Origin of the sequence: Candidatus Nitrospira nitrosa (assembly GCF_001458735.1) — a bacterium.
GTDB lineage: Bacteria > Nitrospirota > Nitrospiria > Nitrospirales > Nitrospiraceae > Nitrospira_D > Nitrospira_D nitrosa.
The window spans coordinates 1,258,974-1,279,244 of record NZ_CZQA01000001.1; the positions used below are offsets into that span (position 1 = coordinate 1,258,974).

A 20,271-nucleotide genomic window follows, 5' to 3' on the forward strand; every position below is an offset into this window, starting at 1 on the left:
GCATTTGAGAGCGTGGAGGACGATAGGTCCCGGACCGAAGATTGTCAGTCAGCTGATTTGCGATGCGCGCAGATGGACGGGCCGCCCAACCGAGTGGCTCCTTCCACGGTTACCTGCCCTAAAATGTCTGCTGTGCCAGGATATCGAGAGTCATCTGGTCAGGCCTGCCGTCGAAGTACTTGAGCAGGGCATCTTTGAAGAGCGTGTTGTCGGGAGTCGCGCTCATAAACAGGGTCATGCAGGAGCGGAATTTCAAATTGTCGGGATAGCCGAAGATTTCGTCAGCGCTGCGTCCTTCCACGTTCAGAACAAGCTGGGTACATTCTCGAAGTCTGGGACCTAAGCCCGCATTATTCACGAGGGTTCGTAACGAAACCGCCAAGACGCCACGCGAGACGGGCGCGCGGAGCTGAGAAGAAAGGAGGCATACTTGAAACAGTATGTCGACTGACTGAGCGGCAAGCCCGCCCGCTGCTAGGATTGTCGTAGCGGCGTATCGGCGGTTGCAGTAGAAGTCTTCGTGGATATTGCGGGCATGACCGGGTGTTCCACATAAGCTTTGGCCTCATCGAGCGAGCCAATGGCGAATTCTTGGCCATCGCACTGTGACCCTGACTATTCAGTCTATGGACTCAGTTATGAAGCGAACAGATTCCACCACGGTGAGCGCGGCCTCACGTCTTCAGGAAGTCGCTGCCAAGTTCCCGTGCTGTCGTTCACAGCTGTGGTGAGCTCTTCACGGGAACGGGAAATAGAGCCAGCCATGCAGACACGAAAGACAGTGCCGTCATGATCCACAAACCAATTCGCCACCGCGTGATTTCTCTGCCATGCACATGGAAACTGACATAGGTGCTCACCCCTGGCAGACCGTCACGTATTGAATACTCTACCCATTCGAACTCAACTGCTGGGTCTCCGTCGCGTCCCCACTCACGCATATGCTCTTCAGCGATACGACGCAATCGCTGTGTCGCCTGCCGCCCCTTGATGGACAGAGAAGGCACACGCCACACATCAAAACCATAGGATCCCCCCTGCGGCACGGTCGCACGGATAAATGGGGTGAGGGAAGAATCCATCTTAGCGGCCATCGCTGGACAGACACGGAACCGAGGTGGAGGAGTGATGGAACATCCAGACCGTGGGAGCATCATCGGTGTTTCTGGTTCGGAGGAAAGTGGAGTCCGAATACTCAGGTTGAGTGGTGTGGTCAGAGCCCAATGCAGGGCTCGCCGAATCGCGCTCAAGGGATGATCCGGGAACCTTTCATCAAGCGTGGGATCATCGATCATGGCCTGAGAAATTTCAGAAAGTCCAGCGTCACCATCCTCTCCAGGCTGCTGACGGGTGATCACGAGAAAGCTCTCCCGCACCCCGGTCATATCAGCTCGCCGAAGTGCGCTGAGATAGATCGTCCCCTGTTCAAGCGAGATCACAATACGCCCGATGATCAATTCATCTCCGGCGCTGTAGGTCAGTCGATGGATCACCACCAGTACCGGCACATCACTGATCGTCGCTCGTTCAATGGAAACGACCGGAGACCAGTTCGGATCTCGCTTGGTTCGTGGTAACGAGAGGAGATTGTGCACAGTCTCTCGCGTGACAGCATCTAGATCTACGCCCTGCTCCACAGGGGGAATGGGAGACTCGGTTTTCGCCATCGCAAAGTAAGACTCAAAGACGGTAATCGTGTCGTGACGAAGATCTTCTCGTAGCAGCTCATCGTGCCTGGTTGAGAGATCAACGATCAGCGGTGAAAACTCCAGATACCAATCGACCCGATGTGTGGCATCGCGAAAAGAGACAAACGCATCCTCGTCAGCGTCGAGCTGCCATGAAGATGGAGGCGTGAACTGCAGACCATGACTACCGGCATGGAGATCAGCAAGAAGACTCATGGGGCGATACTCCTCCCATTAGATACAGGCAAGTGAAACCAGCATGCAGACCGTCAGTATTTCCTCACACCCATCACTTGCCGCCACCAGAAATGAATCATCCCTACCCATGAGCATACAATATAGATTCGTGGTTTGATGACCAAATTAGCGAAAGGTGGCTTGTGTGAATCACAAAAGATTCACGCTGAGTCTTTTGGGGCTCACCTTGATTGCTAATTCAAGACCGGCGATCTGCGGGAAGATGAACCAGATCCAGTGAGTGGACTTTTCCCCGGCGCGGAGTTTGGTGAGGATCGTGCCGTAGACGGGTGTTTGGACGTTGAGAAGGCGGTGGAGGTTGAAGGAGTCAGCCATAAACTATCCGCGGTCAAGCATATTCTTTCCAGGGCGATATCATGCCGGGCACCGTAGGATTGCAAAGCCGAACACTCCCACTCGGCCTGGATAGCACTCTTTCCTGGCCGAATCCCCAGTGTGTGATTGACAGTTCAGCGGCATCGCGTATATGGTTGCCATATACAACATAAGGCATCAGATGACGCGACTGCCGGGTGTGGAAGGGTTTAATTGGGACGAGGCAAATCTTGCCAAGAATTGGGAGAAGCACCGGGTGACTCCGTGGGAATGCGAGCAGGTCTTCTTCAATCTGCCGCTGGTGGTCGCCGATGACCTCGCTCATTCTATGGTGGAGCCTCGATATTACGTGCTGGGACAGACTGATGCCGGACGCCGCTTGTTTATCGTCTTCACCATCCGTCGACGGCGTATCCGCATTATTTCAGCCAGAGATATGAGTCCCAAGGAGCGGAGGATGTATCGTGACCAAACTCAAAAAAAGACCGACGTTCAAGAGTGAGAAACAGGAAGCTGAGTTTTGGGCGTCACACGACTCAACGGAGTATGTCGACTACTCCAAGAGCCGTCGGATGGTGTTTCCCCGGTTGAAGCCATCCACCGAGACGATCTCGCTTCGTCTGCCGAAATCCCTCTTGGATCAACTCAAGACGATCGCGAACAAACGCGACGTTCCGTATCAGACACTGCTCAAGCTCTTCGTGCTCGAACGTGTCCAGGCCGAGTTGCATCACAAACCCGCCAAAGCCTCTTAGCGACGTTCGGGAGAAACGGGTGTGAATGTGGCGGCGGGCAGCGCGCATGCTTCCTAGCACCGTGGCATGTTTTGCCGCGCCAGGATATCCAGCGTGACTTGGTCGGGTTGGCCGTCGAAGTATTTGAGTAGGGCGGATTTGAAGAGTGCGTTGTCGGTGGTAGCTACCATAAACAAGGTCATGCAGGAGCGGAATTTCAGATTGTCCGGGTAGGGGAAGATCTCCTCAGCGCTGCGTCCTTCCACATTCAGAACAAGCTGAGTACATTCTCTGAGTCTAGGGCCTAGGATTGGGTGTTGGAAATATGCCTTGGCCTCATTGAGTGAGCCAATGGCGAATTGCTGCGCCATGCTGCTGTGACCAAGACCGGCGATCTGCGGAAAGATAAACCAGATCCAGTGGCTGGACTTTCTTCCGGCTCGGAGCTCAGCGAGGACAGTGTCGTGGACGAGCTCTTGGGCATCGAGGAAGCGGTGGAGATTGTAAGCGTCGCTCATACACTGTCCGTGGTCAAGTATGATCTTCCCAGAACGATATCATGCCTGGCAATGTTGGATTGCATGACCTGACACGCAGTACTCTTTTGGCGCGCCCCGCCCAATTGGCATGACACGTTTTCACAAGTGGTCAGCTTTGTGGCGAAATAATTCAACCCCCGCCACTATTGGGCCATGCGCTCTGTCTGGAGTTATGTTTTGACACGTGTTACGTTACAAGCTACAGTCTCCCAGTGAAGATACGGAACTTTATTCATAAAGGCTTGCAACGACTTTATCTGGACGGCAGCGCCAAGGGTGTACCGCCAGATACCGTGGACAAGCTGCGGAAGATGTTCGCGTTTCTGGAGGTGATGAGCAGTGCCGACGAAGTGCGCGCCCTCACCTCATGGAAGGCGCACACGTTGACCGGCGACCGTAAAGGCACGGTTAGCTTGAGCGTGACACGCAACCGCCGCTTGACGTTCCGCGTTGATACCGCGGAACAAGAAATTTATGACGTGAATTTCGAGGATTATCACTAGCACAGGAGTACCAGACCATGCCCATGAAGAACCCCCCCCACCCCGGCGATTTTATCCGAACGGAAATTATTCAACCGGCTGGCCTGTCCGTGACCGCCGCCGCCGCCGTGCTGGATGTGTCGCGCCCTGCCCTCTCGAATCTATTGAACGGCAAGGCCGACCTGACCGGTGATATGGCTTTGCGGATCGAAAAGGCGTTCGGCGTCAAAATGGATACATTGATGAAGATGCAATCCAACTATGACATTGCTGAGACGCGCCGCCGGGAGAAGGAAATCAAAGGTGTGCGGCGCTTCCATGCGACGCTGCACCCGTGAGGGCTTTCTTGTCTATAGGAGCTTCAACGGTTTTGTCCCTAGCCCGCATTATTCATGACTCTTCTGCTGCAATCGCCGATACGCTGCTACAACAGGCGTGGCCGCAAGCTTCGCATGGCCAGCGGGCGGGCTCGCCCCTCGTCACCTCAACATACTGTTTCAAGTATGCCTCGGCTTCTCGGTGCTCCGGACGCCAGTCTCGCCTGGCGTCTTGGCGGTTTCGTGACGAACCGTCATGAATAATGCAGGCTAGCCTCATCGAGTGAGCCAATGGCGAACTGCTACGCCATTGCACTGTGACCAAGATTGGCGATCTGCGGAAAGAAGAACCAGATCCAGTGGCTGGCCTTTCTCCCGGCCCGTAACTCTTCAAGGACTGTGTCGTAGGTGGGCGCTTGGGCGCTGAGGAAGCGTTGTAAGTTGTAGTCATCACTCATATACTATGCGCGGGCCGGTATATTTATACCTTGAATTCAAGGTTGAAGTGCAACACCTGCGGCCCGCGCAAAGACTTCGGCTGGGGTCCGATAGGCGAGGCATTTCCGGGGTCGATTATTCAATTCCTCCACGACCGACGCAAGTCGGTGTGCCGTGATCGTGGAGAAATCCGTCTGTTTCGGGAAATAATCGCGTAATAAGCCGTTGGTGTTCTCATTCGTCCCACGTTCCCATGCCGCATAGGGAGCGGCAAAGTACACCTGGAGCCCCAGGGTCCGTTGAAGACAGCGAAACGACGCCCATTCACTCCCGTTATCCACGGTGAGGGTCCGCCGTACATGCGCTGGAAGCGGGTGCAGAAGTTTCCGCGTGGCCACCGTGACCTCTGTAGCAGTCCGGCGTGACACCTTGGCCGCCAGAAGAAAGCGACTGCGCCGGTCCACGTGCGTAGCCACGAAGCCGCGCTGGCCTCGACCGACCACGAGATCCCCTTCCCAATCTCCCAGGCGTCCTCGGCGTTGTGCAATGGCCGGTCGCTCGGCGAGAGACACGCGTCCTTTGAGGCGTGGAGCACGCGGCCCACTCCCGTAGCGTTTCCGACGCCGACAATGGTGGCGGAGGTACCGCGACCAAGATCCTCCCGTGCGGTGATCAGCTGCCAACCATGTATAGATCGTTTGATGGCTGATCCGCATCTGAGTGGCGTGGGGATAGTCAACCCGCACACGGTGAGCAATCTGTTCGGGCGACCAGCGGCACTGCAGCTTCTCTTGGACATAAGTTGCCAGCATACCACTCGTCAGATGTGACCGCCGAATGTTACGGCGACGGCGCTGCGCATCGCAATGGGCCCAGTACCCAGCATAGGCTCCACTTCCATCACCGTTCCGTCGCAGTTCCCGGCTGATGGTACTCGGCGCTCGCCCGAGCTGGGCTGCAATGGACCGAATAGACCAGCCAAGCATTCGCATCGGGGCCATCATTGACCGTTCTTCCAAGGTGAGGTGCTGATAGGGCATGGCAGACTCCTCGTTGCTGGAGGTGAAATGTCTGCCCCACTCTATCGAACCGCACCACCCAAATCTCTTCGTCGCGACCTGCGTTGCACTTCAAATTAGAATTCATCTACTAGGACGACATCATGTCTTGGAATGTTTGACCGCAAGACCTGACACTTCTTACTTACTGAAGCAGAATTCCACTTAGAGGAATACAGCCTGCTGTGTGTACACTTGAGCATCACGCCCTCTAACTCGCTGCTTAACCGGACGCGCGATGGCGACGTACGCGCCGGTTAGCATCACGTTGGGCAGCAGAACAAAGAGATCACTATGACGAAACGCAAGGACAAGGCATTCGGTGATTACCGCTCTGAAGGTCATCTCTGGATCACACTTTCAACGGGTGAATACTACCCGGACGTCCTCCCGCTCGCTTGTGAACTCTACAAGCCCGTGCTTGTCACCTTCGGCCAATTGCTGAAGACTGCACACTCGTCAACGGATCTCTTCATGTCTATCGCGGAAACGAATCCGCAATGGATGCGAATTCAGCTTTGCCGAGTGTTTCGCAAGTACGTAAGTCCAGAGACGCCCGTGGAAATGCTGAAGAAGAAGAGTGCTGCCCAGAAAATCTGCGAGCGCTTTGGGAAGGGCTTCAGAGCCGTAACGGAAGTTCAACAGCGATTCCACGAGCGTCCTATGCCTGACGAGGCACTCTGTGCGGTGCTATGGGAATACAAAGACAGGGGGCAGAAGGGATACGATCTGACCGAGCGGCTTTTCACAATCATCCGAGAGAAGTTTCCCCAGCTGGAAATCACCGGACCGGAGCGAGCTGGCAAGGACATTCTGCTTGGCGAACTTTTTGACGATTACCCCAAACCTGACAGACCAGTTGATTTCGTCATGGCGCATAAGGGAACGCCCGTGGCTATTGGGCTTGCGCGATACGATTCTGATCGAGGTGGAGCACAGGAAGACGATCGAACTGGACAATACAGGGACTGTGCCACAGAGGTCCTTAACTACGCTAAGAAGCACGGCCTTCCGTTGAAGGTGATCTTTCTCAACGATGGTCCCGGCCTTCTTCTTGGCTCAATGTGGCGCGACTATGCCTATATTGAGAGCTCGCATTCTGGTTTGATTAAGGTTGTGACTCTGAGAATGATTCCAGAGCGGATCACAATGAAGTGGCTTCTTTCGAAGTAGAGGATATACATGGCGACAGGCATCCCAAACAAGAATGGCAACGGCAATGGAGGTGCTCTTGAACTCACCTATCCTGGAAAGTTGTCGCAAGCGCAAATTCTTGCCGAGCCGGCCCTTGCGAAATTTTATGCGGCCCAACAGGTCGACTCACTAAATCGTCTGTATTGTGGAGACAATCTTGCGGCACTAAAGGCACTGATTGAAGACCCGGAGATTCGCGAAAAAGTCACACTTGTCTATATTGATCCACCGTTTGCAACCAAAGGCACATTTCTTTCTCGCAAACAAAAAATGGCCTATGACGATGACCTATGCGGGGCTGTGTATGTCGAAAGTCTCAGACAACGCCTCCTTCTTCTTCGGGAACTTCTCTCCTCTTCTGGCTCGATATACCTGCATCTCGACGAAACCATGGTGTTCCAAATGAAACTCGTCATGGACGAGGTGTTCGGAATCTCGAACTACCGCAACATGATAGTCAGGAAGAAATGCAATCCAAAGAATTACACTCGAAAAGCATACGGCAACGTTGCGGATTTCATTTTGTTCTACACCAAGACAGACCGATACACATGGAATCGCCCCGTTGAGCCGCTCACCGAACAGAGCACTAAAGAATACCACTATGTGGAACCCGAGACGGGTCGACGTTTTATGAAGGTTCCGGTCCATGCTCCCGGGAAGCGCAATGGGGCTACAGGTGGAACTTGGCGCGGCAAGCTTCCACCGCCGGGCAAACACTGGCAGTACACACCAGAGACCCTTGATGGGATGGATGCGAGGGGCGAGATTTTCTGGTCGAAGAACGGAAATCCGAGACGAAAGGTGTATTTGGATGAACACCCAGGGGTCGGCATTCAAGATATTTGGCTGGAGTTCAGAGATGCACACAATCAGAACATCGAGATAACGGGGTATCCTACAGAAAAGAACCCAGACCTTCTCCGGCGCATCATCCAAGCATCTTCCAATCCAGGGGATTTGGTTCTGGATTGCTATGCTGGATCAGGCACGACGATGGCCGTGGCGAATGATCTCCAGCGGCACTGGATTGGTGTCGATCGGAGCCCCGTAGCAATTAACACCATCTTTGAGCGTTTCGAACGTGGATTGATCCCCATGGGGGATTACGTTTCAAAACCGCCCAAGTCTATAAAGGCAGATCCTGAGCCCTCGCTGTTCGATTCTCTTGAGGAGATTCCCTCAACGGCAATGCCACAGCATGACTCCACGCATGCACCTATCACCGATTTCTCGATCTATGTCGGAGACACAGCGCAATCAGAGATTTCGAAGGCGGTTGGTAGGTGGATACAACACCATGGTAGCAAGCGTGATGAGCACAGAATGGTCGTGTCCGAAGGCGGCAATCTAGCTGCCGCATGCTACAGACTTCATTGCAAAGACAAGCGGCTTGCGGGCATTATCGACACCGTTGGGCCATGTAATCTGAGACCTCATGCACCTGAATTTGACTTTCTTGTAGACGCGATCATTGGCCAGCAACTCTCGAAGCAAGCTGCCGACACAATCTCTTCCAGATTGAGAGAGTTGTTTAGAGAGCGCAGACCCACGCCGAAGGCGTTTATGAAAATCCATAAAGCGGATATCCTGTCAATTGGAGTATCTCAGCGAAAGTATGATTACATCTTTGATCTTGCTCAACGTATTCACCAACGGGAGTTGCGCTTGGAAACACTGCCAGATCTTACCGATGCAGAGGTACGTAACAGCCTGACAGCAGTGAAAGGTATCGGAGATTGGACTGTTGACATGTTTCTGCTTTTTGGCCTCGGCAGATTGGATGTCTTCCCTGTTCACGACTTGGCTTTGAGGAAAGCGATGGCCTCTGTCTATGGAGTTAAAGTCGGCGATCATGAGTCATTGGTTCAAATAGCCAATCGCTGGAGGCCATATCGCAGTGTCGGATCATGGTATATGTATCGAACTGCAAATGCCCAACAATCACTTGCGGCGGACGCGGACAAGCCGCGCCGCTGAATCGTGCCGTTCGGCTCGGGTCCCCCATTACAAAAAGGAGGTTCACCACAAGTGTCGGAGAATAGGGATCCTTGCTTGACTTGGTACCTGAGGGGTGCTGTCCGCTCAATAAAATTTGGTGCTTGGAACGGGCTAGGCTGCTGCCTTTTTCACCCGGACTTCAGCCCAATGACCGGTTGCGGCCAGGGCTCGAATCAGCGCAGCGGTCGCCATTGTGGGGGCGAGAATGGCCTGGAGTCTTTTGTGTAGGTTCTAGAGTGGTTGTATGGAGCGTTTGTCCTGGATTTTGCCCAGAAACCACGCGACTTCGGTCAATACGGTGCAATCAGCTTTTGGATTCTGAAGTTTTGCTGGCAGCGGCAGGACCACAGATGCATCACTGCTGATTCTTTACTCAGGGAGCAATTGTTGGATTGGGCTTTTGGCCTCCAATGATGCGAGTTCGAGCCCTTCTATTTCTTGAAGCGATTTTCCGGCAATCGCTTGTAAGTCGCCATACATGCCAACAGTTGATTGCATCACACGCTCGATCTGTTCCTCGCGTTTTGCCCATTGTTTCGTAATGGCTTTCTTCTCTCGATCGAGATCTTCCTGCATGGAAGAGAAGGCTTCGACAATGGCTTCAACGCGATGACGGAAGCGTGGGCCGGTCAGATACTGATAGACCATTTCTGTTTTGGTCTGTTGCCCATTCAGTGCCTGTCGAGCTGAGGCGACTTCGATTAGGGAATGGCGGAGTGCAACTGCCAAGGAGAACACGGACTTGGTGTTCGTGACCCAAATGCCATCGACCAGATCAAACGACTCGACGCCTTTGGGGAGAATCTGACTGACGATGATCGCAATTTCAGCCTTGGCAGTCCGTTGATCGTCGCGAAGTTTGGCCAACCACCCGTCACTCCAATTCTTGGTCCGTTTGGACTCCCATAAGATCATTCCGCATTGCTGACCGAGAGGGCCCATGACTCGCTGTAGGGCATCGCCGCCGAATTCACCTTTAGGTACAGGCTCGATCGTGTCCCTCGGGAACTTCGCTCTGAGTAGGGCTTCTAGCTCTAGCTCCTGAACTTCACCCTGGAGCTGCTGTGAGCCCTGTTCTGCTTTGCGCTTGAGTTCTTCGATTTGGGTTTGCATGGAGGCGATGGTTTGCTCCTTCTCCATGACCTTGAGCTTGAGCCCTTCCTCAGCTTCCTTCTTGGCCTGTTCGCGAGTCGCCAACAATCCATCCTGCACCCGCTTTTCAACCGTGAGTTCCAGCTCGCGTTTGGCATCATCAAGTTCGCGCTTTTGTCGAATGAGATCAGCCTGTGCCTTCTGAGCCTCGGCGAGTTTCATATCGCGCTGAGTGAGGACTTCTTGGAGCTCGGCCAGTTCTCGTGCCTTTTGATCTATATCCGACTGAAGCGCGAGTTTGGCCTTCTTGGATTCCTCGCTGACGATCTTTGCGCGTTCCGCGACGAGTTTCTCGGCAACCTGATCGTCGATGGCCTGCTTGGCTTTCGCGACAGCTTCCTCCCGCTCGTGCAACGATTCTTCTTTCTTGGCTATGTCCCTGTCTTTCAGCGCCAGCCGCTTCTCATAGTCGCGACGGGTTGATTCGATCAAGGGAGCCGCCAGGGACTCTGTCAGCTTGATCTCAGTTTTGCAGTTTGGGCAGGTAATCGTTGGTTCTGTCATGAAGTCCTACTCCGGCTAGTAAATTTGATGGCCAATGTCCTATCCCTCTGGTGAGTAGAAATCAAGACTACACAAAGGAGGAGGCTCAAGGGGAGGTCGCCACGATAAATTTTCACTTAGGTCGGTGAGGTGCGACGCTGCCGAGGGCGCTAACAATTCATCCCGTTCAGCCGGTGGGGCTGCGAATACGTCCTGCTTGAGGCCGCCGGTAGGACTTCTTCGGTCCGCTCCACCGGAATGACGGCGAGCTTGTCGCGTCCGTCCATCGGCAGATTATCGGATTAGGCTGCTGCCTTTTTGACCCGGACTTCTGCCCGATGACCGGTTGCGGCCAGGACCCAAATCAGCACATCGGTCGAGACCCCGTCGGTATTTCCGTTCGCAATCGCCGTCACCCGCGTTCCTGAAGTGTCTGCGGGGGGTTTTGCTTCAGTGGCCTTCTGGCCTCTCTTGGCGTGGTATGCGAGGGGTTGGAGTCTACACGGTGGCGGCGTCATGCAATCCAACATGGCTGTAGGCTCGCGCGACTTATGCCGCCACTCCGGAGTTACGAGTTAAGACCCGTGCGATGTCACGGGGGGTTGCGCCGAGCGCCACCAAGCCACGCAACAGGAGATCGAGCGAGACAGTCTGGTCCGCCGCCTCCATCTTTGCCACACGAGACTGACTCGACTGCAGGCGCTTGGCAAGCGCGACCTGGGAGAGTCCACTGGCCTCTCGCCTCACGCGCAGCGCCTGGCTTAACCGCAGTTTCATCTCGACGAGCGCGGTTTCTTCTTCGCTCAGTCCCAAGAAGTCGCTCGTGGTCCCCACTCGCCATCCCCTGGCCTCTAGCCGCTTTTGTTTTGCCTTGTTCATCGTCCCGTCTCCTCACGCGCCGCCTGGTCGTAGGCGGCTAATCGTCGCTGACATGATTCGATCACTTGAAAAGGCGTCGCCCGCGTTTTTTTGCTGAATACCTCCACGATCACGATGGCATCGGTATCTGCACGATAGACAATGCGCCACGTCACCCGTTCGTCCCGGATTCTCAGTTCATGGCACCGCTGGCCCAAGCCAGGCATTGGTCTCGAATGAGGGAGCCCCAGGCGTTCTCCTTGTTGCAAACGACGGAGCAGCGCACCAGCCTCAAGACGAGCGGCCGGAGAGAAGGGCGGGCTTTTGACCTCTCCGTGGAGCCAGGCCAACGGTTTATCGGGGCGTGCCATCCGCGTTAGTATATGTCATATATGACATGGCCGCAAGGTTCTTGTTTAAGGAGTATGGCCGAGGTCAGTTTTAGTGGTATCCGCTACTGGCAAACACGGCGTGTGCCCCAGATCTTCGGCTGTCCGAACCATCATGGGTTTGCTGGCTCTCGTCGTTACCGTTGGAGAAATTGGAGTCGGAAGGCTTAGCTGTACTGATCCCACGTGTCGCATTGCTTGATCGCCCAGAATACCGCTTCCTTCAGCCTCTTGAGCGTCACGTTGTCGGGATCACGAATGGCCTGGAGCTTTTTGTCCAGATCGTAGAGCGGTTGGATCGAGCGTTTGTCCGGGATCTTGCCGAGAGCCCAGCCCACCTCCGTCAAGACCGTCCAGTCTGTCTTTGGATCTTGCAGTTTTGCCAGTAAGGGCAGGACGACCGATGCGTCACCATGAAGGCCGCCGAGCTGTCCCAAGGATTTTGCTGCTGCGGCCTGCACCTCCAGCTGAGGTGAGGTGTTCATCATCTCAACAAGCAGGGGGATGCCGTCTCTGCCGAGGTTGCCGATTGCTGCGAGAGCTTGTTTGGCCAGATCGCGGTCTTTGAGCGCTTCCTTCAACTTCGGCATCGCGTCATCGGCCTGCATTTCGCCAAGCAGCGATATGATTTTCAGCTTCCTGGCTTGGCTGGTATCCGGAGAATCAAGCAACTTGAGTAGTCGATCCGAGTGACCCCATTCCGCCGCCAGCAAGAGGGGAAACTCATACTTCTCCAAGGCTTCCTGTAGCTTCGTCATCGCGTAACGACCAGCATCCGGTTCCTGTGCTGCCTGGGCGGCAACCACGGCATCTTCAAATGCAGTGCGTACTTCTTTCTGCCACTTGATCTTCATGCCTCCGAGCAGGTAGGTCAGTTGACAGGCCGGTCCTTTCCAGAGCCGAGATGGGGCATCAGGAAGGTCTGCATCCCCACCCGTCACGGCCGTGCCTTCCCAGGTCTTGCGTTGTTCGCATTTCACGCGAACGACGACGTCATGAGCCTGCCCGGCACTTCGAACGGCTGAGTAGCCCACTTCAGTCAACCGTTGAACGATGGTGTCGATGAGGGGGGTGGAATCCGTTGTGCCTTTGTCGGTGAGGGTCAGAACGTCGACGAGCACAGTCTGAACCTTCTCCAGTTGAGTTCGTTGTTCAGATGTAAAGTACTCGCGGTAGGCCAATCCCGCAGACTCAAGCAGGCTCAATACAACAGCGGATAGGAGTATTGGTACAACAATACGGAATAGATACTGCATCTCCTCACTCCACTTCCACCACATTATTTAAGTGGCAAGAGGCGCTCACTGGGCTCGATAGGAACTCGTTTGTCGGCTCAGTTTTAGTATACACCGGGTCGTTCATCCGACGGTGTCGGGCGATTCAAATTGTGGAGAAAGTGATATTGACAGTTCCTCATTCCCAATGCTACGTTCGCGAGCTCTGCTTCGTGACTTTCACGAAACTTTAAGGTCCGTCCAAATAATGTAGGTGAGTCGAGAACGGTGATTAAAACAACAGTTGCGCGACGTTACGCACAGGCACTCTTCGAACTTCTTGACCAATCCAGCATCGAAGTGACGCGAAATGCTCTCGATAGCCTGGGACAGGCTCTGAAGGAGTCTGACCAGCTTCGACATGTCGTGGCGTCACCGGCGTTTAGTGTTGAGGAAAAGATCTCAGTGCTGCAGGGGTTGGCTGAGCGATTGGGATGTGTACAAACTGGTCAGGCCTTCCTGGGGCAATTGGTGAAGAAGAGCCGAGTCGGCTTCTTGCCCGAGATTGCTGTGGCGTTTGGAAAACTGGTTGATCAGGCAAAGGGCACTCAGCCGGTGACGGTGTCGTCGGCGACGGCACTGCCCACTACGGAACAAGAGCGGATTAAAGCGCGGCTACGGGACACACTCAAACGCGAAGTGGATGTCACGTTTCAGACCGACGCGAGTCATCTTGCCGGGCTGCAGATCCGTATCGGCAGCACGGTGGTCGACAGCACTGTCCAGGGTCGCCTGCGCGACCTGCACGTGGTGTTGACACGAGAATAAAGGAGTCGTCATGCAGATCAGGGCGGAAGAAATCAGTGCGATCATCAAGGAAAAGATCAAGGGGTTCGACAAGCAGGTTGATGTCAAAGAAACGGGCTCGGTCATTCAGGTCGGCGACGGTATTGCCAAGGTCTATGGCTTGGATGGAGCCATGGCCGGAGAGATGTTGGAGTTCCCTGGTGGACTCTATGGCATCGCGCTGAACCTTGAGGAGGACAACGTCGGCGCCGTGTTGATGGGTGACGACGTCGGAATCAAAGAAGGCGATCCAGTCAAACGGACCGGCCGCATCGCGGAGATTCCGGTCGGCGAAGCGCTCGTTGGTCGCGTCGTCAATGCCATCGGCCAGCCGATCGACGGCAAGGGACCGATCCAGTCCCCGCATCATTCCCGAATCGAAGTGGTGGCTCCTGGTGTGAATACCCGTCAATCCGTTCACGAACCGCTGCAGACCGGTATCAAGGCAATCGACGCCATGATTCCGATCGGTCGTGGTCAGCGCGAGTTGATCATCGGCGATCGCCAGACCGGCAAGACGGCTATTGCGGTGGATACGATCATTAATCAAAAGGGTCTGGGTGTCTTCTGTATTTACGTGGCCGTCGGTCAGAAGCGCTCGACGGTTGCCCGTGTGGTGAAGACGCTCGAGGAAAACCATGCGATGGAGTACAGCATGGTCGTATCGGCAAGCGCCAGCGACCCGGCCCCGATGCAGTTTCTGGCACCCTTCGCGGGTGCGGCCATCGGAGAATATTTTCGCGATAACGGCAAGCATGCGCTGATCGTCTACGACGATTTATCGAAGCACGCCGTGGCCTATCGTCAGCTCTCGCTCTTGCTTCGTCGGCCACCGGGACGCGAAGCCTATCCGGGCGATGTGTTCTATCTGCACTCGCGCTTGCTCGAACGGGCCGCGAAGCTCAGCGAAAAACTTGGAGGGGGAAGTCTCACGGCTTTGCCCATCATTGAAACGCAAGCGGGTGACGTGTCGGCCTATATTCCAACGAACGTCATCTCGATCACGGACGGGCAGATCTATCTCGGTAGCGATCTGTTCTATTCCGGTATTCGTCCGGCCATCAACGTCGGATTGTCGGTCTCCCGCGTCGGTGGATCTGCGCAGATTAAGACGATGAAACAGGTGGCCGGTACGCTCCGGTTGGACCTCGCCCAGTATCGTGAAATGGCGGCATTTGCCCAGTTCGGTAGCGAGCTCGACAAGGCAACTCAGCTACAGTTGGCTCGGGGTGTGCGCATGGTGGAGTTGCTCAAGCAGGGACAGTATAAGCCGATGCCGGTGGCGGATCAGGTGCTCTCCATCTACGCGGGCACGCAGGGATTCCTGGATGACGTGGCGGTGGACAAGGTTCAGCAGTTTGAGGCGGACCTTCTGCACTATATTCAACAGAATCATCCGGATCTGAAGAAGGAAGTGACGACGATCGGCAAGATCGACGACAAGGTCGGTGGCCGGTTGAAAGAGATTATCTCGACCTTCAAGCAAAAGATGGGATACGGCGGGAAGTAGTCAGCAGCATTCGGCTATCAGCTTTGCGCTGAAGGCTGAACGCTAACTGCTGAACGCTGAGAAGAACATGCCAAGTCTTCAATCATTACGCCGCAAGATTTCAGCCTTTAAGAATACGCAGAAAATTACCAAGGCCATGAAGATGGTGGCTGCGGCCAAGCTCAAACGGTCGCAGGACCGCATTCTGGCCGCGCGCCCTTATGCGCATAAAATGCGCGGGGTGTTGAGCAACCTGAGCCAGCGCGTGAACCGCTCGTCTCATCCCCTTCTGCAGAAGCGTGAGGGGAAGAAGGTCGAAGTGCTCGTGGTGACGAGCGACCGAGGACTCTGTGGTGGCTTCAACGGCAATATCGCCCGCAAGAGTTCTGAATTCGTTCGACAGTGCGAAGCACGAGGGCTCCAAGTGAATCTCAGCATTATCGGTCGGAAGGGACGGGACTACTTTCGTCGCCGTGCGTGGCCGATTCGACAAGAATGGACCGGTGTCTTCGATAAATTAACATTCGAGCATGCCATCGATATCGGCGGCGATCTCACGGATAATTTCGTCAAAGGCACATTCGACGAACTCTACGTGGTCTACAATGAATTCAAGTCGGCCATTCAACAGCGAGTGATTGTCGAAAAGCTCTTCCCGATCGACGCTCAAGAGGAGTTCAGTGCGGCTTCCAGTGAAGGCCTTTTGAGTGGGAGCTATCTCTACGAACCGGAAGAGGCGGAGCTGTTGGCGGCCTTGATCCCGAAACATTTTCAGATCCAGGCCTATCGGATTTTGTTGGAGTCTGCGGCGGCCGAGCATGGGGCGCGCATGGCCGCGATGGACGGCGCCACGCGGAACGCCGGCCAGCTCATCAAGAAAGTGACGCTGTATTACAACAAGACCAGGCAGGCGGCGATTACGAAAGAGTTGATGGATATCGTCGGCGGTGCCGAAGCGTTGAAATAAGTAGGTTGTACTGAGTGCCGAGTCATAACGGGTCGTCTGTTTTCAGCACTGGGCACTCAGAACTTAGCACTCGAGAAAAAGGGGTGAACTCGTGAGCACAGGAAAAGTGATTCAAGTCATCGGACCGGTTGTGGACGTGGAATTTCCTCCAGGTCAGCTGCCCAATATCTACAATGCCCTCAAAGTGACGCAGGAAGAGAACAAGGCTGCGGGTAAGCCTGCGGTCAAAATCACTCTTGAAGTTGCGTCGCATTTGGGCGAAAACCGAGTCCGCAGCATCGCGATGTCCACGACAGATGGTCTGACACGGGGAATGGATGTGGACGATACGGGAGCGGCGATCTCTGTGCCGGTTGGTCGTGAAACGCTCGGTCGCCTCATCAACGTGCTCGGCGAGCCGGTTGATGAACGGGGCCCGATCAAGGCAAAGAAGACCTATCCGATTCACCGCCCTGCTCCCAAACTGGAAGACCAAGAAACAAAAACAGAGGTGCTGGAGACGGGCATCAAGGTGGTCGACCTCCTTGAGCCCTATAGCAAGGGCGGAAAGGTCGGTCTCTTCGGTGGTGCCGGTGTCGGTAAAACCGTCATCATCATGGAGCTGATCAATAACATCGCGTTACACCACGGTGGGTTTTCTGTGTTTGCCGGTGTGGGTGAGCGGACGCGCGAAGGGAACGACCTCTGGCACGAAATGCGGGAGTCGAAGGTCATTGATCCGGACGATTTCACCAAGTCAAAAGCCGCATTGGTCTATGGACAGATGAACGAGCCCCCTGGAGCCCGCTTGCGCGTGGCTCTGACAGGGTTAGCCGTCGCTGAATATTTCCGTGACGAAGAGAATCAAGACGTGTTGCTGTTCGTGGACAATATCTTCCGGTTCACTCAGGCCGGTTCAGAAGTGTCCGCGTTGTTGGGACGTATGCCCTCTGCCGTCGGATATCAACCGAACCTTTCGACGGAAATGGGGGCCCTGCAAGAACGAATCACGTCAACCAAACGGGGATCCATTACGTCCGTCCAGGCCATCTATGTGCCGGCCGACGACCTGACCGATCCGGCGCCGGCCACGGCGTTCGCCCACTTGGATGCCACGACGGTGTTGTCCAGATCGTTGGCGGAGTTGGGGATTTACCCGGCGGTCGATCCGTTGGATTCCACTTCACGTATTCTTGATCCTCAAATCATCGGGGAGGAACACTATAAAGTGGCGCGTGGGGTCCAGTCCGTCTTGCAGCGGTATAAAGACCTTCAAGACATCATTGCGATCCTCGGGATGGACGAATTGTCGGAAGACGACAAAATGGCTGTGGCGCGCGCAAGAAAGATTCAACGCTTCCTGTCGCAACCCTTCCACGTGGCCGAAGCATTTACCGGCGCACCCGGTAAGTACGTGAAGCTCAAGGATACCGTTCGCAGCTTTAAGGAGATCCTTGAGGGCAAGTACGACCATCTGCCGGAGCAGGCGTTTTACATGGTCGGGCCCATCGAAGAAGCCATCGCAAAAGCGGAGAAGATGGGAGTGAAAGTGTAGATAGGCGGCTGAACCGAGCGCCCTCCGTGCTCGCGCAGCGCGCGGTCTCGGAAGGCGTCCGTTGCATGCGCGCAGTTGAGGACACATCGGTTCCCGCCTTAAGGTGGGATGAAGGAAGAGCGAGATGCCAGGGAAGTTTTTATTAGAGGTTGTGACGCCAGAAAAACTCCTCTTGAGTCAGCAGGTCGATGAAGTCATTGCACCTGGCTCCGAGGGTGAATTCGGGGTGTTGGTAGGGCATTGCCATTTTCTGTCGACCCTCCGGATCGGCGAACTCCGTTATCGGATCGATCAAGAAACCCATTCGATGGCGGTACTCTGGGGCTTTGCGGAAGTCACTCCGACTAAAGTCACGATCATGGCTGAGGTCGCTGAAAAAGCGGAAGACATCGATGTGGAGCGCGCAACCGCCAAAGTGGCTGAAGCTGAACGGCGACTTCAGGCCGGTGGCTTGCCGTCTGAAGTCAAAGAGGCCCAGGTGAGTCTCGAAAAAGCTCGCCTCCGTAAAAAAATTGCCGAGCGCGCCAAGAAACCAAGCCACGCCTAATCTCACGGTTTGTCCTCGCCCCTTCTTCTACACCCTTTTCCTGCAGTCGAGCCATGGTTCAGGGCGACTTTTCGTCCTGTCCCTCAACGCTGCTCCGGTCAATTGCCTGTCATATTCGATAAGCTAGCAGGGGATATGATCACGGAATTTCACATCACAGCCGGAGAGCAGCCTAAGCGGTTGGATATCTTTCTCGTTGGTCGAGAGCGAGATGCCTCCCGGTCTTCGTTGCAGCGGTTGATAGAATTGGGCCGTATCCGGGTCAATGACCAGGTAGTGAAACCCAGCCACAAAATTAAACCAGGCGACCGGATCACGATGGATGTTCCGAAGCCGGAACCGCTCTCCATGAAAGGAGAAGCGATCCCGCTCGAGGTCTTGTTTGAGGATGATTCTCTGCTGGTCTTAGACAAGCCACCCGGTATCGTGGTCCATCCGGCGCCGGGTAATTGGAGCGGGACGCTGGTGAACGCCCTGTTGCATCATTTCCAAACGTCCGGCGGGACTATTTCAACAATCGGTGGGAAGGAACGTCCGGGGCTGGTTCATCGTTTGGATAAGGAAACCTCCGGTGTCATGGTGATTACCAAGACCGATACCGCACATCGGGCTCTTGCTGCCCAGTTCAAACTCCACACGATCACCAGAGTCTATGAAGCACTGGTCTGGGGAGTACCCAAAAAAGGGCGAGGGTTGATTGATCTCGCCATTGGGCGAGATAGTAAAGACCGAAAGAAGTTCTCCTCAAGAACGACAAGTCCCAAGGAGTCTGTGACCGAATATGTGGTGACCCGACGGTATGGTAAAGTAGCCGCACATGTCTTGCTCTATCCGCAAACCGGACGAACGCACCAGTTGCGGGTGCATCTCACCTCATTGGGCCATCCCATTCTGGGCGATCGCACCTATGGCGGCAACAGGGTGATGGTTCTTGCGGATATCGAGATCCCACGTGTGATGCTTCATGCTAGGACATTAGGGTTTACGCATCCAACGTCAGCCGCGAGAGAGGAATTCACGAGGCCGTTCCCTGCGGATATGGAGCGCGTCATTCATGCACTCGAGCACCTGAATGCGACGGGGGATCGGATGCCCACTGGTACAACGACGATAGGAACAGCCGAGGAGGAGCGATGCTGACCGCGGAGGTGTTAGATGCGTTAGGCGGCCTCACGGCCCACGTCAAAAGCTATGCGGCGACTCTTCCCTCCATCGTACATTTGAAGGCAGTGCCGTCCGGGATGAAACCTTCTGTGGAGGCGATGGACAGCTATGAGGCGATTGTCTCACGAGCACAACGTCAAAGTGCCGGTACTCCATACAAAACGCTCAATGAATCATTGGTCTGCTCATTGGAAGCCTTCGAACAGGGGAATCTGATCGGGGCCGTCCAGGCGCTCCTTACCGTAATCGACCAGCTGGAACGCATGCATCGAGATCAAGAGATTAAGGCCGGACGCATGGACGAGAAGCGACTCACGGAGTACCGCGTGGTCCTACGAAAAGTGCTTCCCGGGAACCAGCCGGAGCTGGCAGAGACAGGGCGAGGCTTGTAAGGGGCCGTGTTGAACCATGTGCGCTGAGCCCAAAGTTTGGCAGGGGAGGGGGCAGCGCACGCTTGTCATCCATGACTCAAAAATCAGGGATGCGGCTAGTGCCCCATTTTTGGTCCTAAGGCATTGGATCCAGCCGTGACCAGCTTGAATCGCGCAAGGCTCCCACAGTGGGGGCACTTTGCACGAACTGTTTCAGCGTCGAGTATTTCATA

23 protein-coding genes are annotated in these 20,271 nt (G+C 54.9%); 13 read left to right on the top strand and 10 right to left on the bottom strand.

The features are described from left to right. Positions 1-118 precede the first annotated feature (118 nt). The 3 genes from COMA1_RS21360 to COMA1_RS05965 form a co-directional block, all read right to left on the bottom strand. Positions 119-358, bottom strand: a complete 240-nt coding sequence (locus COMA1_RS21360) for a DUF1810 family protein (protein ID WP_218055313.1) — start codon at positions 356-358, stop codon at positions 119-121. A gap of 358 nt (positions 359-716) precedes the next feature. Beyond that, on the bottom strand, positions 717-1,904 hold the full coding sequence (locus COMA1_RS05960; protein ID WP_090745151.1) for a hypothetical protein: 1,188 nt from the start codon (positions 1,902-1,904) through the stop codon (positions 717-719). 171 nt (positions 1,905-2,075) lie between these two features. Next, positions 2,076-2,261 (bottom strand): DUF1810 family protein, encoded by a 186-nt coding sequence (locus COMA1_RS05965; RefSeq protein WP_090745154.1) that lies wholly within the window; start codon positions 2,259-2,261, stop codon positions 2,076-2,078. A 181-nt stretch (positions 2,262-2,442) separates the two neighbouring features. Between COMA1_RS05965 and COMA1_RS05970 the strand changes: the two genes are divergently transcribed. Then, a complete protein-coding gene (locus COMA1_RS05970) occupies positions 2,443-2,763 on the top strand; it encodes a BrnT family toxin (protein WP_090745157.1) in 321 nt (106 codons plus the stop codon). After that, on the top strand, positions 2,726-3,016 hold the full coding sequence (locus COMA1_RS05975; protein ID WP_086417635.1) for a BrnA antitoxin family protein: 291 nt from the start codon (positions 2,726-2,728) through the stop codon (positions 3,014-3,016). Before COMA1_RS05970 ends, COMA1_RS05975 begins: the two co-directional genes overlap by 38 nt. 53 nt (positions 3,017-3,069) lie before the next feature. On the opposite strand, the gene COMA1_RS05980 is transcribed toward COMA1_RS05975, so the two are convergent. After that, positions 3,070-3,513 carry a DUF1810 domain-containing protein gene (locus COMA1_RS05980; RefSeq protein ID WP_090745160.1) on the bottom strand — a complete coding sequence of 148 codons (444 nt, stop codon included), beginning with the start codon at positions 3,511-3,513 and terminating at the stop codon, positions 3,070-3,072. Positions 3,514-3,746: 233 nt separating this feature from the next. Here COMA1_RS05980 and COMA1_RS05985 point away from each other — a divergent pair, with 233 nt between their 5' ends. Both COMA1_RS05985 and COMA1_RS05990 read left to right on the top strand, forming a co-directional pair. After that, positions 3,747-4,037 carry a type II toxin-antitoxin system RelE/ParE family toxin gene (locus tag COMA1_RS05985; protein WP_090745163.1) on the top strand — a complete coding sequence of 97 codons (291 nt, stop codon included), beginning with the start codon at positions 3,747-3,749 and terminating at the stop codon, positions 4,035-4,037. A 17-nt stretch (positions 4,038-4,054) separates the two neighbouring features. Continuing rightward, entirely contained in the window at positions 4,055-4,354 is a 300-nt protein-coding gene (locus COMA1_RS05990; protein ID WP_090745166.1) for a HigA family addiction module antitoxin, read from the top strand. A gap of 281 nt (positions 4,355-4,635) precedes the next feature. On the opposite strand, the gene COMA1_RS21965 is transcribed toward COMA1_RS05990, so the two are convergent. After that, positions 4,636-4,791, bottom strand: coding sequence for a DUF1810 family protein (locus COMA1_RS21965; RefSeq protein ID WP_090745169.1), 156 nt, complete (start codon positions 4,789-4,791; stop codon positions 4,636-4,638). Between the two features lie 36 nt (positions 4,792-4,827). Next, positions 4,828-5,811 carry an IS30 family transposase gene (locus tag COMA1_RS06000; RefSeq protein ID WP_090743169.1) on the bottom strand — a complete coding sequence of 328 codons (984 nt, stop codon included), beginning with the start codon at positions 5,809-5,811 and terminating at the stop codon, positions 4,828-4,830. 312 nt (positions 5,812-6,123) lie between these two features. Here COMA1_RS06000 and COMA1_RS06005 point away from each other — a divergent pair, with 312 nt between their 5' ends. Then, positions 6,124-7,002 carry a hypothetical protein gene (locus COMA1_RS06005; protein ID WP_090745171.1) on the top strand — a complete coding sequence of 293 codons (879 nt, stop codon included), beginning with the start codon at positions 6,124-6,126 and terminating at the stop codon, positions 7,000-7,002. A gap of 9 nt (positions 7,003-7,011) precedes the next feature. Next, positions 7,012-9,003: a DNA methyltransferase gene (locus COMA1_RS22130; protein ID WP_176697882.1), complete on the top strand. Its 1,992-nt coding sequence runs from the start codon at positions 7,012-7,014 to the stop codon at positions 9,001-9,003. Between the two features lie 390 nt (positions 9,004-9,393). Here COMA1_RS22130 and COMA1_RS06015 read toward each other — a convergent pair whose 3' ends face one another. From COMA1_RS06015 to COMA1_RS06030, 4 genes are all read right to left on the bottom strand, one after another. Then, positions 9,394-10,680 (bottom strand): DUF2130 domain-containing protein, encoded by a 1,287-nt coding sequence (locus COMA1_RS06015; RefSeq protein WP_090745173.1) that lies wholly within the window; start codon positions 10,678-10,680, stop codon positions 9,394-9,396. Between the two features lie 528 nt (positions 10,681-11,208). Further along, positions 11,209-11,538 carry a helix-turn-helix transcriptional regulator gene (locus COMA1_RS06020; RefSeq protein WP_090745176.1) on the bottom strand — a complete coding sequence of 110 codons (330 nt, stop codon included), beginning with the start codon at positions 11,536-11,538 and terminating at the stop codon, positions 11,209-11,211. Then, entirely contained in the window at positions 11,535-11,888 is a 354-nt protein-coding gene (locus COMA1_RS06025; protein WP_090745180.1) for a type II toxin-antitoxin system RelE/ParE family toxin, read from the bottom strand. The genes COMA1_RS06020 and COMA1_RS06025 overlap by 4 nt, the downstream gene beginning before the upstream one ends. A 185-nt stretch (positions 11,889-12,073) precedes the next feature. Then, positions 12,074-13,162, bottom strand: coding sequence for a HEAT repeat domain-containing protein (locus tag COMA1_RS06030; protein ID WP_090745183.1), 1,089 nt, complete (start codon positions 13,160-13,162; stop codon positions 12,074-12,076). A gap of 246 nt (positions 13,163-13,408) precedes the next feature. Between COMA1_RS06030 and atpH the strand changes: the two genes are divergently transcribed. From atpH to COMA1_RS06065, 7 genes are all read left to right on the top strand, one after another. Then, complete coding sequence (gene atpH, locus COMA1_RS06035) at positions 13,409-13,948, top strand: ATP synthase F1 subunit delta (protein ID WP_090745186.1); 540 nt, start codon at positions 13,409-13,411, stop codon at positions 13,946-13,948. 10 nt (positions 13,949-13,958) lie between these two features. Next, on the top strand, positions 13,959-15,476 hold the full coding sequence (gene atpA, locus COMA1_RS06040; RefSeq protein ID WP_090745190.1) for a F0F1 ATP synthase subunit alpha: 1,518 nt from the start codon (positions 13,959-13,961) through the stop codon (positions 15,474-15,476). A 67-nt stretch (positions 15,477-15,543) separates the two neighbouring features. Then, the gene (gene atpG / locus COMA1_RS06045; protein ID WP_090745193.1) at positions 15,544-16,422 is read left to right on the top strand and encodes an ATP synthase F1 subunit gamma; all 879 of its coding nucleotides are present in this window, start codon (positions 15,544-15,546) and stop codon (positions 16,420-16,422) included. A 91-nt stretch (positions 16,423-16,513) separates the two neighbouring features. Then, positions 16,514-17,956: a F0F1 ATP synthase subunit beta gene (gene atpD / locus COMA1_RS06050; protein ID WP_090745196.1), complete on the top strand. Its 1,443-nt coding sequence runs from the start codon at positions 16,514-16,516 to the stop codon at positions 17,954-17,956. 124 nt (positions 17,957-18,080) lie between these two features. After that, positions 18,081-18,503, top strand: coding sequence for a F0F1 ATP synthase subunit epsilon (locus tag COMA1_RS06055; RefSeq protein ID WP_090745199.1), 423 nt, complete (start codon positions 18,081-18,083; stop codon positions 18,501-18,503). A 135-nt stretch (positions 18,504-18,638) separates the two neighbouring features. Continuing rightward, positions 18,639-19,643 carry an RluA family pseudouridine synthase gene (locus tag COMA1_RS06060; protein WP_090745202.1) on the top strand — a complete coding sequence of 335 codons (1,005 nt, stop codon included), beginning with the start codon at positions 18,639-18,641 and terminating at the stop codon, positions 19,641-19,643. Beyond that, on the top strand, positions 19,637-20,059 hold the full coding sequence (locus COMA1_RS06065) for a hypothetical protein (protein WP_090745205.1): 423 nt from the start codon (positions 19,637-19,639) through the stop codon (positions 20,057-20,059). Before COMA1_RS06060 ends, COMA1_RS06065 begins: the two co-directional genes overlap by 7 nt. Positions 20,060-20,271 lie beyond the last annotated feature (212 nt).

Bases quoted from the DNA above. Each gene is read 5' to 3' on its own strand.
- COMA1_RS05970 (WP_090745157.1), top strand. From the start codon at position 2,443: ATGACGCGACTGCCGGGTGTGGAAGGGTTTAATTGGGACGAGGCAAAT.
- COMA1_RS06020 (WP_090745176.1), bottom strand. From the start codon at position 11,538: ATGAACAAGGCAAAACAAAAGCGGCTAGAGGCCAGGGGATGGCGAGTG.
- COMA1_RS05960 (WP_090745151.1), bottom strand. From the start codon at position 1,904: ATGAGTCTTCTTGCTGATCTCCATGCCGGTAGTCATGGTCTGCAGTTC.
- COMA1_RS06065 (WP_090745205.1), top strand. From the start codon at position 19,637: ATGCTGACCGCGGAGGTGTTAGATGCGTTAGGCGGCCTCACGGCCCAC.
- atpA (WP_090745190.1), top strand. From the start codon at position 13,959: ATGCAGATCAGGGCGGAAGAAATCAGTGCGATCATCAAGGAAAAGATC.
- COMA1_RS05965 (WP_090745154.1), bottom strand. From the start codon at position 2,261: ATGGCTGACTCCTTCAACCTCCACCGCCTTCTCAACGTCCAAACACCC.
- COMA1_RS06005 (WP_090745171.1), top strand. From the start codon at position 6,124: ATGACGAAACGCAAGGACAAGGCATTCGGTGATTACCGCTCTGAAGGT.
- COMA1_RS22130 (WP_176697882.1), top strand. From the start codon at position 7,012: ATGGCGACAGGCATCCCAAACAAGAATGGCAACGGCAATGGAGGTGCT.
- COMA1_RS05990 (WP_090745166.1), top strand. From the start codon at position 4,055: ATGCCCATGAAGAACCCCCCCCACCCCGGCGATTTTATCCGAACGGAA.
- COMA1_RS06060 (WP_090745202.1), top strand. From the start codon at position 18,639: ATGATCACGGAATTTCACATCACAGCCGGAGAGCAGCCTAAGCGGTTG.
- COMA1_RS06030 (WP_090745183.1), bottom strand. From the start codon at position 13,162: ATGCAGTATCTATTCCGTATTGTTGTACCAATACTCCTATCCGCTGTT.
- COMA1_RS06015 (WP_090745173.1), bottom strand. From the start codon at position 10,680: ATGACAGAACCAACGATTACCTGCCCAAACTGCAAAACTGAGATCAAG.
- atpG (WP_090745193.1), top strand. From the start codon at position 15,544: ATGCCAAGTCTTCAATCATTACGCCGCAAGATTTCAGCCTTTAAGAAT.
- COMA1_RS06025 (WP_090745180.1), bottom strand. From the start codon at position 11,888: ATGGCACGCCCCGATAAACCGTTGGCCTGGCTCCACGGAGAGGTCAAA.
- COMA1_RS06055 (WP_090745199.1), top strand. From the start codon at position 18,081: ATGCCAGGGAAGTTTTTATTAGAGGTTGTGACGCCAGAAAAACTCCTC.
- COMA1_RS06000 (WP_090743169.1), bottom strand. From the start codon at position 5,811: ATGCCCTATCAGCACCTCACCTTGGAAGAACGGTCAATGATGGCCCCG.
- COMA1_RS21965 (WP_090745169.1), bottom strand. From the start codon at position 4,791: ATGAGTGATGACTACAACTTACAACGCTTCCTCAGCGCCCAAGCGCCC.
- COMA1_RS05980 (WP_090745160.1), bottom strand. From the start codon at position 3,513: ATGAGCGACGCTTACAATCTCCACCGCTTCCTCGATGCCCAAGAGCTC.